This window comes from Aeromonas jandaei, from assembly GCF_037890695.1.
GTDB classification, from domain to species: domain Bacteria; phylum Pseudomonadota; class Gammaproteobacteria; order Enterobacterales; family Aeromonadaceae; genus Aeromonas; species Aeromonas jandaei.
Map to the genome: position 1 here is coordinate 465,542 of NZ_CP149571.1, position 14,402 is coordinate 479,943.

15 protein-coding genes, 1 other RNA gene and 1 pseudogene are annotated in these 14,402 nt (G+C 58.1%); 7 read left to right on the top strand and 10 right to left on the bottom strand.

Going from position 1 to position 14,402, the window contains the following annotated elements; genetic code table 11:
- Positions 1-11: 11 nt before the first annotated feature.
- Together rnpB and rsmI are read right to left on the bottom strand one after the other, a co-directional pair.
- Positions 12-398, bottom strand: an RNA gene (rnpB, locus tag WE862_RS02310) — RNase P RNA component class A.
- A 62-nt stretch (positions 399-460) separates the two neighbouring features.
- The gene (gene rsmI / locus WE862_RS02315) at positions 461-1,294 is read right to left on the bottom strand and encodes a 16S rRNA (cytidine(1402)-2'-O)-methyltransferase (protein WP_042030107.1); all 834 of its coding nucleotides are present in this window, start codon (positions 1,292-1,294) and stop codon (positions 461-463) included.
- A gap of 199 nt (positions 1,295-1,493) precedes the next feature.
- On the opposite strand from rsmI, the gene WE862_RS02320 reads away from it, so the two are divergent.
- From WE862_RS02320 to dolP, 4 genes are read left to right on the top strand one after another with little or no spacing between them, the layout of a single operon-like run.
- Positions 1,494-3,284, top strand: coding sequence for a penicillin-binding protein activator (locus WE862_RS02320; protein WP_042030109.1), 1,791 nt, complete (start codon positions 1,494-1,496; stop codon positions 3,282-3,284).
- Positions 3,226-3,597, top strand: a complete 372-nt coding sequence (locus WE862_RS02325; RefSeq protein ID WP_033115435.1) for a YraN family protein — start codon at positions 3,226-3,228, stop codon at positions 3,595-3,597. Before WE862_RS02320 ends, WE862_RS02325 begins: the two co-directional genes overlap by 59 nt.
- Positions 3,598-3,606: 9 nt before the next feature.
- Positions 3,607-4,197: a D-sedoheptulose-7-phosphate isomerase gene (locus tag WE862_RS02330; RefSeq protein ID WP_005336275.1), complete on the top strand. Its 591-nt coding sequence runs from the start codon at positions 3,607-3,609 to the stop codon at positions 4,195-4,197.
- 4 nt (positions 4,198-4,201) lie between these two features.
- Positions 4,202-4,780, top strand: a complete 579-nt coding sequence (gene dolP / locus WE862_RS02335) for a division/outer membrane stress-associated lipid-binding lipoprotein (RefSeq protein WP_033115436.1) — start codon at positions 4,202-4,204, stop codon at positions 4,778-4,780.
- Between the two features lie 46 nt (positions 4,781-4,826).
- Here the strand turns inward: dolP and WE862_RS02340 are convergent, their stop codons facing one another.
- The 8 genes and pseudogenes from WE862_RS02340 to zapE form a co-directional block, all read right to left on the bottom strand.
- Complete coding sequence (locus WE862_RS02340; protein ID WP_033115437.1) at positions 4,827-5,252, bottom strand: ClpXP protease specificity-enhancing factor; 426 nt, start codon at positions 5,250-5,252, stop codon at positions 4,827-4,829.
- Positions 5,249-5,878, bottom strand: a complete 630-nt coding sequence (sspA, locus tag WE862_RS02345; protein ID WP_033115438.1) for a stringent starvation protein SspA — start codon at positions 5,876-5,878, stop codon at positions 5,249-5,251. Before sspA ends, WE862_RS02340 begins: the two co-directional genes overlap by 4 nt.
- Before the next feature lie 88 nt (positions 5,879-5,966).
- A complete protein-coding gene (locus WE862_RS02350; protein ID WP_033115439.1) occupies positions 5,967-6,701 on the bottom strand; it encodes a cytochrome c1 in 735 nt (244 codons plus the stop codon).
- Positions 6,698-7,915 carry a cytochrome b gene (locus WE862_RS02355; protein ID WP_041210137.1) on the bottom strand — a complete coding sequence of 406 codons (1,218 nt, stop codon included), beginning with the start codon at positions 7,913-7,915 and terminating at the stop codon, positions 6,698-6,700. The genes WE862_RS02350 and WE862_RS02355 overlap by 4 nt, the downstream gene beginning before the upstream one ends.
- A 2-nt stretch (positions 7,916-7,917) precedes the next feature.
- Complete coding sequence (petA, locus tag WE862_RS02360) at positions 7,918-8,508, bottom strand: ubiquinol-cytochrome c reductase iron-sulfur subunit (RefSeq protein ID WP_041210136.1); 591 nt, start codon at positions 8,506-8,508, stop codon at positions 7,918-7,920.
- Between the two features lie 294 nt (positions 8,509-8,802).
- Positions 8,803-9,195, bottom strand: coding sequence for a 30S ribosomal protein S9 (gene rpsI / locus WE862_RS02365; RefSeq protein WP_005336286.1), 393 nt, complete (start codon positions 9,193-9,195; stop codon positions 8,803-8,805).
- Positions 9,196-9,210: 15 nt separating this feature from the next.
- A pseudogene (gene rplM, locus WE862_RS02370) lies at positions 9,211-9,640 on the bottom strand (50S ribosomal protein L13).
- A gap of 266 nt (positions 9,641-9,906) precedes the next feature.
- The gene (zapE, locus tag WE862_RS02375; RefSeq protein ID WP_042030110.1) at positions 9,907-11,001 is read right to left on the bottom strand and encodes a cell division protein ZapE; all 1,095 of its coding nucleotides are present in this window, start codon (positions 10,999-11,001) and stop codon (positions 9,907-9,909) included.
- 140 nt (positions 11,002-11,141) lie between these two features.
- Between zapE and WE862_RS02380 the strand changes: the two genes are divergently transcribed.
- The 3 genes from WE862_RS02380 to degS all read left to right on the top strand — a co-directional run bounded on the left by WE862_RS02380 (position 11,142) and on the right by degS (position 14,176).
- A complete protein-coding gene (locus WE862_RS02380) occupies positions 11,142-11,513 on the top strand; it encodes a YhcB family protein (RefSeq protein WP_042030111.1) in 372 nt (123 codons plus the stop codon).
- Positions 11,514-11,603: 90 nt separating this feature from the next.
- A complete protein-coding gene (locus tag WE862_RS02385; protein WP_041210133.1) occupies positions 11,604-12,965 on the top strand; it encodes a Do family serine endopeptidase in 1,362 nt (453 codons plus the stop codon).
- A gap of 89 nt (positions 12,966-13,054) precedes the next feature.
- Positions 13,055-14,176: an outer membrane-stress sensor serine endopeptidase DegS gene (degS, locus tag WE862_RS02390; protein WP_041210132.1), complete on the top strand. Its 1,122-nt coding sequence runs from the start codon at positions 13,055-13,057 to the stop codon at positions 14,174-14,176.
- Positions 14,177-14,402: the final 226 nt, after the last annotated feature.

Genomic DNA, 14,402 nt, shown 5'->3' on the forward strand with positions numbered 1-14,402 from the left:
ACGCAGAATTGGGTCGGAGTCGGCCTGTAAGCCGGGTTCTGTACCGGGTTGCCCCGGGTAGCAATCATTCCTCTAGGCCAGCAATCGCTCGCTGGCTCAAGCAACCTACCCGCCCCCAACGCGGGCCGCGCCAATAGGGGCCTATTTGGTCTTGCTTCGGGTGGAGTTTACCGTGCCACGAACTGTTGCCAGTCGCGCGGTGCGCTCTTACCGCACCCTTTCACCCTTACCTGATCCCTTGCGGGCCATCGGCGGTCTGCTCTCTGTTGCACTGGTCGTAGGCTCGCGCCCCCCAGGCGTTACCTGGCACCCTGCCCTATGAAGCCCGGACTTTCCTCCCCTCCGCCCGTCTGTCCCGAGGGACACAACGACGAAGCAGCGATTGCCCAGCCAACTCCGAGGCGCGGATTATAGCCTCGTGATGCGGGCGGGGTAAACCGGCAATTCCCGTTTACGGCAATTAATAGTGGTCGAGGCCGTACTTGTAGAGGGCATTCTTCTTCACACCGTGGATCTCGGCGGTCAGTGCGGCTGCTTTTTTGAGCGGCAGCTCGGCAACCAACAGACCCAAAGTACGGATTGCCTCGGCCGGCAGCTCCTCTTCCTCTTTACTGGCGCCGGCAACCACCAGCACGATCTCGCCACGGCAGCGGTTTTCATCTTCGCCAAGCCAGGTCAGCATCTCGGAGGCGGGCAAGCCATGGATGGATTCGAACGTTTTGGTCAGTTCACGGCACACCACCACCTGGCGCTCGCCAAGGATGCGAGCAATCGCTTCCACCGTATCCTGTACCCGGCGCGGAGATTCGTAGAACACCAGCGAACGGGTATCTTCGATAACGGCTTGCAGGCGATCGTCACGCCCTTTGCTCTTGGCCGGCAGGAAACCTTCGAAAGCAAACCGGTCGGTGGGCAGGCCAGCAGCGCTGAGCGCCGTGATGGCGGCGCAGGGGCCTGGCAGTGGCACCACCTTGACCCCGGCTTCGCGACAGCGGGTGACCAGATGATAACCGGGGTCGCTGATGAGCGGGGTACCCGCATCGGAGACCAGAGCGACACTCTTGCCCTCTTTGATCCGGCCGATCAGCACATCGGCTTTCTGCTGCTCGTTGTGATCGTGCAGCGCGAAGGTCGGCACCGAGATTTGGTAGTGGCTGAGCAGAATGCCGGTGTGGCGGGTATCTTCGGCGGCGACCAGGTCGACGCTGCGCAGAGTATCCAGCGCACGCTGGGTAATGTCAGCCAGATTGCCGATCGGAGTGGGCACTATATACAGGGTTGGGATGTCACTCATGGGATCTCCGAGTGCCCCGACAATTGTGTCGCCATATTGCCCCGTTTACACTATGGGGAATTTCAACACTGGTCGGGGAATGAACTTGAACCGGGTTACAAAGCAGCTAAGTGTATCACGACTCTTCGGCATCCTACTCGCGGCAATCCTGCTGGCCGCCTGTGCGTCGGAGCCCAATCAACCTTCGGGGCAGTCTGGCATGCCGTCAGCCTTCTCGGATTTGACCAAGAATGCCCAGTGGTATCTGGAGCAGGTCGATCCCGCCAAACCGGCTGAAGCCTTTACCTGGCAGATGCTGGCAGCGCGTAGCTATCTGGCGCTCGGTCAGGCCAAACCGGCCTCGGCGCTGTTCCAGCAGTTGCAAAAGCAGGCCAAGGAGCCAGCCCAGAAGGCGCAGTTGCAGTTGCTGCAAGCCCACCTGCTGCTGGCACAAGGCCATGCCAATCAGGCGCTGATCCTGCTGGAAGGCAAGCCTGAGGTTGCGCTGGATGCCGATACCCAGAAGGATTGGTATCGTCAGCGCGTGGTACTGCAGCTCGACATCAACAACAAGTTTGGTGCCGCCAAGTCACTGATTGCACTGGAGCCCTACCTCAACCAGAGCGAGCAGGCCACCAACCATCAGCAGATCTGGTCGCTGCTCAAGAGCATGACCCCTTCTACCCTGCAGGCGCTGGAAGAGGCCCCGGCTCCTGACGTAACCACCGGCTGGCTTCGTCTGGCGGCACTGGTCAACGAGTTCGGTGCCCAGCCCAACCTGCTCGCCCGTCAGCTGGCTGGCTGGAAGCGCGACTTCCCCAACCACCCGGCCCAGAAAGATATGCCGGCGGGTCTTGGCGATCTGACTGCTACTGCTGCCAGCACCTCGGTGCAGCAGATTGCGGTGCTGCTCCCCCTCTCCGGTAATCTGGAGCCGCAGGGCGCCGCCATCCGCAACGGTATGCTGATGTCCTACAAGGAGAATCAAGGTCAATTTACCCTGAACTTCTACGACACCCAGAGCAAACCGACCATCGACCTCTACAAGCAGGCGATTCAGGAAGGGGCGGACATGATCATCGGCCCGCTGCTCAAAGACCGGGTCGAGGAGCTGCTCAAGGCCAACCCGACTGTGCCGGTTCTGGCGCTCAACGAGCTGGACAAGCCGATCGTCAACGACAGCACCTACTACTTCTCTCTCTCTGCCGCCGCAGATGCCGCGCAGGCTGCGCAGTACCTTTATACCCAGGGCTATCGCAAGCCGCTGCTGATCGCCGCCCAGGGGCGTATCGGCTACAGCAGCATCAAGGCCTTTGAACAGGCCTGGGCAACCGTGAGCCAGGATAAGCCGGTAGTCGCCACCTTTGGCGGTCGCAACGAAGTTCAAGGCATGGTTAAAAACGCTCTGAGCGGCCGTTCTACTGCCCGTGCCGGCCAGGTTGTCCAGCTTTCCGACGCCGCACCGCGCAGCATCGATGTGGTCTACATCGTGGCCAACCCGCTGGAAACCCGGATGATCAAGCCCTACGTGGATGTCTCCGTCAATCCGATGGGCAGCCTGCCTATCTTCACCGGCCCGCGCGGCTATGACAGCGCTGCGACCGAAGTGACCTCCGAACTCAACGGCATGCGTATCGCCGATATGCCGCTGCTGCTCGGTGGTTACGAGAAGCAGCGCGAGCAAATTGCCCTGCTCTGGCCGCAGACCCAGGGCGACCTGCTGCGCCTGTTTGCCATGGGCTATGACGCCGTCGCACTGGCGGAAAATCTGCAACAGATGCGCAAGGTGGGCGGCATGCAGCAGTCCGGCATGAGTGGCCAGCTGAGCGTCGATGCCCAGGGCAATATCGTGCGGATGCTGAGCTGGGCCACCTACCAGAACGGCAAGCTGGTCGACGAGAATGCAGTCCAGCAGCTGGAGGAGCCAGCCAATGAAGGAGCTGTTAGCTCGGATGCGCCAGCAATTGCAGAACCTGTTCCCGCTCCCGTCGAGCAAGGGACAGCACTTTGAGCTAGTGGCTGAACGCTGGCTGCAGGCTCAGGGTCTGCAGCCGGTAACCCGCAACTACCGCTGCCGGGGTGGCGAAATCGATCTCATCATGCACCAGGGCCAGACCCTGGTGTTTGTTGAGGTGAGGTACCGGGCCTCTGCCAGCCATGGTGGAGCAGCCAGTTCGGTCACCCGGGCAAAACAGCGCAAGATCATGCTGGCAGCGCGCCACTATTTGAAGCAACATGCCATCAACGAGGCCAGCCAGGCCTGTCGATTCGATGTGATCGCGTTCGAGGGAGACCAGCCAGACTGGATCCGGAACGCATTTTAAGAGGACCCTATGACAGACCGCATCAAAGAGAACTACACCGAAAGCATCCAGACCAAGATTGCAGCCGCCGAGGCGCTGCCGGATGCCATCCATACTGCAGCCCAGATGATCACCATCTGCCTGCTCAATGGCCACAAGGTGCTGGCATGCGGTAACGGCCCTTCTGCCGCACTGGCGCAGCTGTTCATCTCCGAACTGGTCAACTGCTACGAGACCCAGCGCCCCTCCCTGCCCGGTATGGCGCTGACCCCCGACATGGCGACCATCAGCGCCATCGCCACCGATCACGGTTTCGAAGAGGTCTACGCCAAGCAGATCCGCGCGCTGGGTCAGCCGGGTGACATTCTGGTGGTGATCACCACCTCGGGTCACAGCCGCAGTCTGATCAAGGCGGCGGAAGCTGCGCTCTCCCGCGACATGACCATAGTGGTACTCAGTGGTGGTGACGGTGGCGAGATGGCCGGTCTGCTGGGACCGAACGATGTGGAGATCCGCGTACCATCCGCCCGTCGGCCTCGCATTCTGGAAGTGAACCTGTTGACCCTGCACTGCCTGTGTGATCTCATCGACCAGACTCTTTTCCCGCAACAGGAAGATTGAAACCATGAACAAGCAGATCCTCATTCTTGGCCTGCTGGCCGGTTCCCTGCTGCTGCAAGGCTGTGCGGCTGTAGTAGTTGGCGGCGCAGCCGGTACTGCCAAGGCCTCAGGCGATCGCCGCACCCTGGGCGCCCAGTGGGATGATCAGGCCATCGAGCTCAAAGCAGCCAACCTGCTGGCCGACAACAAACCACTCAGCGCTGCCAGCAAGATCAGCGTCTACAGCAACAATGGCCGCGTGTTGCTGGTCGGCCAGACACCTTCTGACGTGTACAAACTGGAGGCAGGCAAAATCGTCGGCCGCATCGAAGGGGTTCGCCACGTCTATAACGAGTTGCGTCTTGGTCAACCAGCCAGCTTCACCACCCGCAGCAATGACTCCTGGATCACCTCCAAGGTGAAAGCCGATATGTTCGGCACCAAGAACTTCGACAGCACCAAGGTGAAGGTCGTGACCGAAGATAGCGAGGTATTCCTGATCGGTCTGGTTACGCGCCAGGAGGGGGAACAAGCCGTCGAGATCGCTCGCCACGTCAACGGCGTGAAGCGCGTAATCAAAGCCTTCGAGTACGCTCAAAACTGATGATGCGAAGCGGATATAAAAAAACGCAGCCAACCGGCTGCGTTTTTTATTTGATCACTTTCAGGGTCGGACGACCGCTTGGACGCGGCGGTTCCGGCTCTGGCTCCACCGGCGCCTCGGCCTGCTCCAGCCAGATGTCATAGCCAGGCTCGGGCGGGAACATGGTGCCCACACCGTTTTCCCTGGCATGAATGGCCAGCACGGCCGCCATCGGGATGTAAACCTGCTGGGAGACACCGCCAAAGCGGGCGCTGAAGCTGATCGCTTCGTTATCCATGTGATACTGCACCACGGCACGTGGCGCTATGTTCAGCACAATCTGCCCATCCTGAGCGAACTGCATCGGTACCATCACATGGGGGATGTTGACGTTGACCACCAGATGGGGAGTCAGGTCATTGTCCAGCAACCAGTCATAAAACGCCCGTAACAAGTACGGGCGGCTCGGGGTCATTGTCGGTTCCATGCTCATACGCCGGCACGGATCTCGCGCTCGGCCTCGGTCAGGGAAGCCTGGAAGGACTCACGCTCGAACAGGCGAACCATGTAGGCCTTGAGCTCTTTGGCACCACGACCGGTCAGGTCGATGCCAAGGCTCGGCAGACGCCACAACAGCGGAGCCATGTAGCAATCCACCAGACCAAACTCTTCGCTCATGAAGTAGGGCATCTCACCGAAGATCGGGGCGATGGCCAGCAGGTTGTCCCGCAGCTCGTTGCGCGCAGCATCGGCATCGGTGCCGGCCATGATCTTGTCGGCCAGCGAGTACCAGTCCAGCTCGATGCGGTGCATCATCAGACGGCTGTTACCACGGGCTACCGGGTAGACAGGCATCAGGGGCGGATGAGGGAAACGCTCGTCCAGATACTCCATGATGATGCGCGAGGTATAGAGTGCCAGCTCGCGATCAACCAGGGTCGGTACAGAGTTGTAGGGGTTCAGCTCAGCCAGTTCATCCGGCAAGTTGGCAGGGTCAACCTGGCAAATATCCACGCTAACACCCTTCTCCGCCAGGACAATACGCACCTGATGGCTGAACATATCGTTGGCACCGGAAAACAGCGTCATTACCGAACGCTTATTGGCAGCTACAGCCATTGAACCCTCCCGTCATTTAAAAGCAGAAACGGCAATGAAGCCTCTATGGTCTTCATTGCCGTGCATTATATTACCCGGATCTGGTCGCTTAGTGAACGTCGCGCCAGAATTCCTTCTTCAACAGCACAGTGAAGATGAAGAAGATCACGATGAAACCAAGTACCCAGAAGCCCATGCGTTCGCGCTCCTGTTTGACCGGTTCAGCCGAGTAGACCAAGAAGTTTACCAGATCCAGCACCGTCTGATCATACTCTTCGTTATTCATTTCACCATTGCCGTCAGATTTGATGCTGACAACCTGCTGGGTCTCGACTCCATCGACCGTATGGGTGGCGAACTCGGCGCGCGGAGTACCCTGCAGCGGCTCCAGCACGTGCGGCATGCCCACGGACGGGAACACCACGTTGTTCACGCCAAACGGACGGGTCGGATCCACGTAGAACGAGCGCAGATAGGTGTAGATCCAGTCCGCACCACGCACACGGGCAACCAGCGTCAGATCGGGAGGCGCCGCACCAAACCACTTGGCCGCATCCTTGTCGTGCACCGAGTTTTCCATCAGGTCACCAATCTTGGCACCGTTTACGATGAGATTGGATGCCATCAGATCTGCCGGGATCCCCAGATCCTCGGCCACCCGGTTGTAACGCTGATACTGGGTGCTGTGGCACCCGAAGCAGTAGTTCATGAACGTGGCCGCACCACGCTGCAGCGACGCCTTGTCACTCAGGTCATAGTTGGCCTTATCCAGATGCACGGCTCCGGTATTGGCAAACACCAGAGATGGCAGCAGGGTCAGCACTGCAAATATTATTTTTTTCATTTAAATGTCACCCTTTCTGGCAGCGGCTTGGTGCTTTCGTTCTTGCTATAGAAGAACAGCAGGACAAAGAAACCGAAGTAACCCAAGGTACACACCTGAGCGATCAGGGTCAGGGTCGGGGTCGACGGCAGCACACCCAGAACACCCAGGATGATGAAGCAGACCACGAACTGGGCGATGTTCAGCTTGTGCAGCTTGCTGCGATAGCGCACCGAACGCACCTTGCAGCGATCCAGCCAGGGCAGCAGGAACAGCACCACGATGGAGAGACCCATCATGATGACACCCAGCAGCTTGTCGGGTACGGCACGCAAAATCGCGTAGAAGGGGGTGAAGTACCACACAGGCGCAATGTGAGCCGGTGTCTTCAGGCCGTTGGCCACTTCAAAGTTCGGCTTCTCTAGGAAGTAACCCCACATGTCCGGTTTGAAGAAGATGATGGCGCAGAAGAAGAACAGGAAGCCGGCGACGCCGATCATGTCCTTGACGGTGAAGTAAGGGTGGAATGCCACCGCATCCAGCGGCCAGCCGTTCTCGTCCTTGTGCTTCTTGATGTCGATGCCGTCCGGGTTGTTGGAGCCTACTTCATGCAGCGCCAGGATGTGCATCGCAACCAGCATCACCAGCACCAGCGGCAACGCAATGACGTGCAGCGCAAAGAAGCGGTTCAGGGTGGCGCCGGAGATAACGTAGTCACCGCGGATCCACAGTGTCAGATCGTCGCCGATAACCGGAATGGCGCCGAACAGCGAGATGATGACCTGAGCCCCCCAGAAGGACATCTGACCCCACGGCAGTAGATAGCCCATGAAGGCTTCCGCCATCAGGCAGAGGAAGATCAGCATGCCGAAGATCCACAGCAGCTCGCGCGGCTTCTGGTAGGAGCCGTAGATCATGCCGCGGAACATGTGCAGATAGACCACTATGAAGAACGCGGATGCGCCGGTTGAGTGCATGTAACGCAGCAGCCAGCCGTAATCCACATCCCGCATGATGTACTCGACGGAGGCAAAGGCGCCTTCCGCAGAGGGGTTGTAGTTCATGGTCAGCCAGATACCGGTGATGATCTGGTTGACCAGCACCAGCATCGCCAGGGAGCCGAAAAAGTACCAGAAGTTAAGGTTTTTCGGTGCCGGATACTTGGCCATGTGGTCGTTGTACATGGCAGTGAGCGGGAACCGGTAGTCGATCCAGCCCATCAGTTTGCTCAACATGATCAGGCCTCCTTGCCGTCGGCACCGACCAGAATGGTGGTGTCGTTGATGAATTTATATGGCGGAATGACCAGGTTCAGTGGTGCAGGCACCCCCTGGAATACACGGCCAGCCATATCGAACTTGGAGCCATGGCACGGGCAGAAGAAGCCGGATGTGACCCCTTGCACCTGCTCGCCAAAGCTGTCCGGCAAATAGGAGGGCGAACACCCGAGGTGGGTGCAAATGCCTACCGCCACGAAGATTTCCGGCTTGATGGATCTATATCCGTTGTGGGCATAGTCAGGCTGTTGCGGCTCTTCGGATGAGGGATCCCGCAGCTTGTCGTCATGCGCAGAGAGCGCATCCAGCGTCTGCTTGGTGCGGTTCACCACCCAGACCGGCTTGCCTCGCCACTCGACACGGATGAGCTGACCCGGTTCCAACTTGCTGATATCGACTTCAACCGGGGCACCTGCGGCTTTGGCCTTGGCACTCGGGTTCCATGATTTTATAAACGGCACTGCGGTAAACGCAGCTCCTACCCCGCCAACGGCAACCGTTGACCAGGTAAGAAATCTGCGGCGACCGGTATCAACTGGCGCATTGCTCATCCAAAAACTCTCCCATGTGGACTCCGCACATTCTTATTGTGTCCCTGTTCCCCTTTTCCCGTGACAACAGCGGCGGAAGCTGGAGTTACAATTGCCACAGAAAAACCGAGGAAATTTTAAAGAAAAGATAACAACTTGACAAGAAAGAGAGGTAGTCCCAGAAAACAATAAATATACAATTTTTTGTCTTTTGTGACGTATGGTTAGCATTGCGGCAGGAAAGATCACCAATAAAAAAAGCCTGGCAGTTGCCAGGCTTTTTTGACACTCGAAAGAGTGAGTACCAGAAGCGAATTAACGCTTGGAGTACTGCGGACGCTTACGAGCTTTGTGCAGACCGACTTTCTTACGCTCAACCTTACGGGCATCACGAGTAACAAAGCCAGCTTTACGCAGTTCGGAACGCAGGGTTTCGTCGTACTGCATCAGAGCACGAGTGATACCGTGGCGGATCGCACCAGCTTGACCGGAGATGCCACCACCGTTAACGGTGATGTACAGATCCAGTTTCTCGGTCATCTCAACCAGTTCCAGCGGCTGACGAACTACCATGCGGGCAGTCGGACGGCCGAAGTACTGCTCCAGGGAGCGCTGGTTGATTACGATCTTACCGCTACCCGCTTTGATAAATACGCGAGCAGTGGAGCTTTTGCGACGGCCGGTACCGTAGTATTGATTTTCTGCCATGTTGCCAGTTCCCGATTAGATATCCAGTACTTGAGGTTGCTGAGCAGCGTGAGCGTGCTCGGCGCCTGCGTAAACTTTCAGTTTACGGAACATGGCACGGCCCAGAGGACCGTTTCGGCAGCATGCCTTTAACAGCAGCTTCGATTACCATTTCCGGTTTACGCTGAATCAGCTTGTCGAAGCTGATGGACTTGATACCACCCGGGAAACCGGAGTGAGCGTGGTACATTTTGTCGGTAGTTTTCTTACCGGTAACACGTACCTTCTCAGCGTTTACAACGATGATGTAATCACCGGTGTCAACGTGCGGAGTGTATTCAGCTTTGTGCTTACCACGCAGACGAGCAGCGATCTCGGTTGCGATACGACCCAGAGTTTTACCTTCTGCGTCCACAATGTACCAGTCACGTTTTACGGTTTCTGGCTTGGCAACGAAAGTTTTCATTAAGTTAAACCCAATTACCTGTTACAGACCCAATTGTTTATGGGGGCTCTCCCACAAACAACAAACGATGGCCTACCTGTACCCCTTCGAATACAAGTAAAGCTTAAAGTGTTGCTGTCTTATCGACAGCTGTAACGTGGGCCGGGCGATTATAAGTGAAGTTGCCTTAAATATCACCTGCTAATTTCACTGCCATGAAGCTAGCAAATGTCGCCCGGCCCTACCTGCCGCAGATGCCCATCCGACTGGCAGGCGCGGTATTGTGACTAAGGAAGGTGCACTCTGGCAAGGTATTCGTGCGATTGCATTTCCTGAAGCCGAGAAAGACAGCGCTGGAATTCGAAATTCAGCAGCCCTTCACCATAGAGTTCCGTCATGGGCACGGCGGCCGACATGATGAGTTTGACATGCCGTTCATAGAACTCGTCGACCATGGCGATGAAGCGGCGGGCCGCGTCATCCGTGCCTCTGCCCATTGGTTGAACATTGGCCAGCAGCACGGTGTGGAACAGCCGGGCCAACTCGATATAGTCGTTCTGGGAGCGGGGAGTACAGCAAAGTTGCTCGAAATCCATATAGAGCACCCCTTCTCCCATCCCCAGCGACGTCAGCTGACGATGATTGACCTCGAAACGCTCCCCGGAGGCCTCGTGCCCCCCGGTTAATTGCTGGAAATAGCGATCGAGATTCGTTTTTGCCTGCAGATCCAGCGGGCAGTGATAAATCTCGGCCTGCTCCAGTGTCCGCAGGCGATAGTCGATGCCGCCGTCCACGTTAAGTATTTCGCAATGGCGCTCGATAAGCTCGATGGCTGGCAGAAAACGGGCTCGCTGCAAGCCGTTGCGGTAAAGATCCTTTGGCGGAATGTTTGAGGTTGCCACCAGCACGACGCCGTGACCGAACAACTCCTGAAACAGCGTGCCCAACAACATGGCATCTGTAATGTCCGAGACGAAAAATTCGTCGAAACAGATGATGTCCGTCTCGCCGGCCAGCTTGGCTGCGACCAGCTTGAGCGGGTCAGCCTGACCGCTCAACGCCTTGAGTTCATCGTGGATACGTTGCATGAAGCGATGGAAGTGACAGCGCATTTTGCGCGTCCCCGGCAGACTGTCGAAAAAAGTATCCATCAGCCAGGTCTTGCCTCTGCCCACTCCACCCCACATATAGATCCCCAGGATAGGCTCCTGCGCACTGGGCTTTTGCAACCAGCCAAACAGCCCGCGGGATCTGGTCGGAGTCGGGCGATGCAGCAAATCCTGATAGAGTCGCTCCAGCCTGCTGATGGCCATCCCCTGAGCGGGGTCGGCATGCACGCCGGGTCGTAGCAGATCCTGTTGGTATTTTTGCTGCGGTGTCATCCTTGAGGGCCTCTCCAACTCCCTGAATAGAGGACAAAATGGTATCACGGCCTCAGGACGCACGGTATAGTGCCAGCAAGGCATGGCGGCTCATCCGGCCGCATGAACACACACTGTTTTAGCTGTAACAAGGAGCATCTATGAGTCTGTCAATTGGGATCCTGCTGGCTGTCGCAGCCTTGATCGTCGGTATCATCATCGGCCGTTTTTCGGTTCGCAGCCGTGACGCCGGTCGTCTGGAACAGGAGCTGAAAAAGGCCCATAAAGAGCTCGAAAACTATCAGGGCCAGATCAATACCCACTTTGCCGACAGTGCGGCACTGATGGAGCAGCTGGCCGAGCAGTATCAAACCCTCTATCGCCACATGGCAGAGCAGAGCAAGTTCCTGGCCAAGGCTCAGGAACCGCTGTTCCGCGAAGTCCTGGTGGAAGAAGAAGAGACCAAGACCGAAGCCGAGCCGGGCGTACCGCCTCGCGACTATGCCGGCGCCTCTTCCGGCCTGCTCAAGTAAACGGGTCAGTCCCTTGCGGAACTAATCGGGAACGTCTGTGGTCTGACCTTGACGATTGCAATGCAACTTTTTCTGGGAGCTGTTTTTCATATGCGTAAACCTCTTTCCATGCTCAGTGTGCTAGCCCTCAGTGTCGGTATCGCCATGTCTGCGGCCCCTGCTCAGGCTGCACTGCCTTCCCTGTTAGGCTCCAACCAGGAGATGCCGAGTCTGGCTCCTGTTCTGGAGCAGGTCACTCCGGCCGTGGTCAACATTTCTGTCTCTGGCAAGAAAGTGACCCGTCAGCGCCTGCCCGAGCAGTTCCGCTTCTTCTTTGGTCCCAACATGCCTGACGAACAGGTGAGCGAGCAGCCCTTCCAGGCGCTCGGCTCCGGCGTCATCATCGATGCCAAGAAGGGCTACGTGATCACCAACGCCCACGTGGTTCACGAGGCGGACGAGATCAAGGTCAACCTGAAAGATGGTCGCGAGTATGCAGCCAAGAAGATCGGTGAGGACAAACAGTCCGACATCGCTCTGCTGCAGATCAAGGCGGAAGATCTGGTGCAGATCAAGTTCGCCGACTCCGACGAGCTGCGGGTCGGTGACTATGCGCTGGCCATCGGCAACCCCTTTGGTCTGGGACAGACCGTCACCTCCGGTATTGTCAGTGCGCTGGGCCGTAGCGGCCTCAACATCGAAAATCTGGAGAACTTCATCCAGACCGATGCAGCCATCAACTCCGGTAACTCCGGCGGCGCCCTGCTCAACCTGCGTGGCGAGCTGATCGGTATCAACACCGCCATTCTGGGCCCCAACGGTGGCAACATCGGCATCGGCTTCGCCATCCCCTCCAACATGGTGCGGGATCTGGCCGACCAGATCGTCAAGTACGGTGAAGTACGTCGCGGCCAGCTGGGTATTACCGGCACCGAGCTCACCTCCGACATCGCCAAGACCTTCGGTTACAACAAGAAGGATGGCGCCTTCGTCAACCAGGTGATGCCGGACTCTGCGGCCGACAAGGCGGGTATCAAGGCGGGCGATATCATCGTCAGCATCGATGGCAAGCCGGTTCGCTCCTTCGGCGAACTGCGCGCCAAGATCGCCACCATGGGCGCCGGCAAGCAGGTCGAGCTGGGGCTGATCCGTGATGGCAAGGCCCAGAGCGCCAAGGTCACCCTGAAGCAGGCCGATGACAGCGAAGTGCGCGCCAGCGCCCTGCACCCGGCACTGGAAGGGGCCAAGCTGAGCACCACTACCGACCCGGTCTCCGGCGTCGCGGTGGCCGATATTGACCCCCGCTCTGCGGCAGCCGCTTCCGGCCTGCAGAAGGGCGATATCATCATCGGGGTCAACCGGGTGCGTATCAACACCCTGGGTGAACTGACCAAAGCGCTCAAGAGCAAGCCGGACGTACTGGCCCTCAACATCCAGCGCGGCGACTCTTCTCTCTATCTGGTAATCCGTTAATCCCCCATCACCCGCGGCACTCGCCGCGGGTGATTTTTATCCATTGATAGTGTTATTCTCTGCCCGCAGCCAGCACGGATGAGAATGACATGAAAATCCCCTCTTTAGTCAGTTACTTGGGCAAGTCTATCGGCTTCGGTTTGACCGTCGCCGCACTGCTGTTGCTGCTGTTTCCCAATTTCCGTGGCGGGGCTCAACTGCCCGGCCTGATCACCAATGCCCGCGAACTGAGCTTCTCCTACGCCGCCCACCGTGCCGGCCCGGCAGTCGTCAACATCTATACCCGCAGCTTTGCCTCCAATCAGGGCAATCGCGGACAGCTGCAGCCACAGGGGCTAGGCTCAGGCGTCATCATGAACCAGCGCGGCTATGTGCTGACCAACTACCACGTCATCGCCGATGCCGATCAGATCATCGTCGCCCTGCAGGATGGCCGCGTCTTCAGCGCCGAACTGGTCGGCACCGATCAGCTCACCGATCTGGCGGTGCTCTACATCGAATCGGACAACCTGCCGGTGATCCCGCAGGATCAGAACAACCAGCCCGAGGTGGGCGATGTGGTGCTTGCCATCGGCAACCCCTACAACGTCGGCCAGACCATCACCCAGGGGATCATCAGTGCGACCGGTCGCACCGGTCTATCCAGCATGGGGCCGGACAGTAATGGCCGGCAGGATCTGCTGCAAACCGATGCCGCCATCAATGCCGGCAACTCGGGTGGCGCGCTGGTCAACGGCCGGGGCGATCTGGTGGGCATCAACACCGCCACCTATCACCTCAACGGCAATCAGGAGAGCTATGGCATCAGCTTCGCCATCCCCTATCGGCTGGCCAAACGGATAATGGACGAGCTGATCGCCAACGGCCGCGTCATTCGCGGCTATCTCGGCATTTCCAGCGTCGAGATCAACCCCATCGTCGCCCGCATGATGAACCTGGGCGAACTGCGCGGCCTCATCGTCGAGAGTCTGGATCCGGTCGGTCCGGCGGCCAAAGGCGGCCTGCAACGAGGTGACGTGCTGCTCAAGATCAACGGTGAAGCGATCACCGGGGTACGTGCAGCCATGGACAAGATCGTCGAGAGTCGCCCCGGCACCAAGCTCTCCATCTCGGTCTTCCGCGATGGCAAGCCGCTCGAGGTGGTAGTGACCATCGAAGAGGATCTGCGCTACCAGAACCGGGCTGCCGCCAGCGCGGCAGGCGCCAGCTAACCTCGACCTCATCTCATCGTTCAGGGGCGGGCAACCGCCCTTTTTCTTGCCTGCTGTTTCATAAATACGCCCCGCCTGCGTGAGGCGATTCACACTTTTCGCCAAGGCTCAGCTGCCAGCTGAAAACGGAAAAGTGCGCCTCTGCTCACACTAATCCAGCCTCGTTCAGACCTTTTTTACTCTCTTTTGCCAATAAAGGGTCCTTTTTGAACCCGAACGACGGGAA

Bases quoted from the DNA above. Each gene is read 5' to 3' on its own strand.
- rsmI (WP_042030107.1), bottom strand. From the start codon at position 1,294: ATGAGTGACATCCCAACCCTGTATATAGTGCCCACTCCGATCGGCAAT.
- WE862_RS02320 (WP_042030109.1), top strand. From the start codon at position 1,494: ATGCCGTCAGCCTTCTCGGATTTGACCAAGAATGCCCAGTGGTATCTG.
- WE862_RS02325 (WP_033115435.1), top strand. From the start codon at position 3,226: ATGCGCCAGCAATTGCAGAACCTGTTCCCGCTCCCGTCGAGCAAGGGA.
- WE862_RS02330 (WP_005336275.1), top strand. From the start codon at position 3,607: ATGACAGACCGCATCAAAGAGAACTACACCGAAAGCATCCAGACCAAG.
- dolP (WP_033115436.1), top strand. From the start codon at position 4,202: ATGAACAAGCAGATCCTCATTCTTGGCCTGCTGGCCGGTTCCCTGCTG.
- WE862_RS02340 (WP_033115437.1), bottom strand. From the start codon at position 5,252: ATGAGCATGGAACCGACAATGACCCCGAGCCGCCCGTACTTGTTACGG.
- sspA (WP_033115438.1), bottom strand. From the start codon at position 5,878: ATGGCTGTAGCTGCCAATAAGCGTTCGGTAATGACGCTGTTTTCCGGT.
- WE862_RS02350 (WP_033115439.1), bottom strand. From the start codon at position 6,701: ATGAAAAAAATAATATTTGCAGTGCTGACCCTGCTGCCATCTCTGGTG.
- WE862_RS02355 (WP_041210137.1), bottom strand. From the start codon at position 7,915: ATGTTGAGCAAACTGATGGGCTGGATCGACTACCGGTTCCCGCTCACT.
- petA (WP_041210136.1), bottom strand. From the start codon at position 8,508: ATGAGCAATGCGCCAGTTGATACCGGTCGCCGCAGATTTCTTACCTGG.
- rpsI (WP_005336286.1), bottom strand. From the start codon at position 9,195: ATGGCAGAAAATCAATACTACGGTACCGGCCGTCGCAAAAGCTCCACT.
- zapE (WP_042030110.1), bottom strand. From the start codon at position 11,001: ATGACACCGCAGCAAAAATACCAACAGGATCTGCTACGACCCGGCGTG.
- WE862_RS02380 (WP_042030111.1), top strand. From the start codon at position 11,142: ATGAGTCTGTCAATTGGGATCCTGCTGGCTGTCGCAGCCTTGATCGTC.
- WE862_RS02385 (WP_041210133.1), top strand. From the start codon at position 11,604: ATGCGTAAACCTCTTTCCATGCTCAGTGTGCTAGCCCTCAGTGTCGGT.
- degS (WP_041210132.1), top strand. From the start codon at position 13,055: ATGAAAATCCCCTCTTTAGTCAGTTACTTGGGCAAGTCTATCGGCTTC.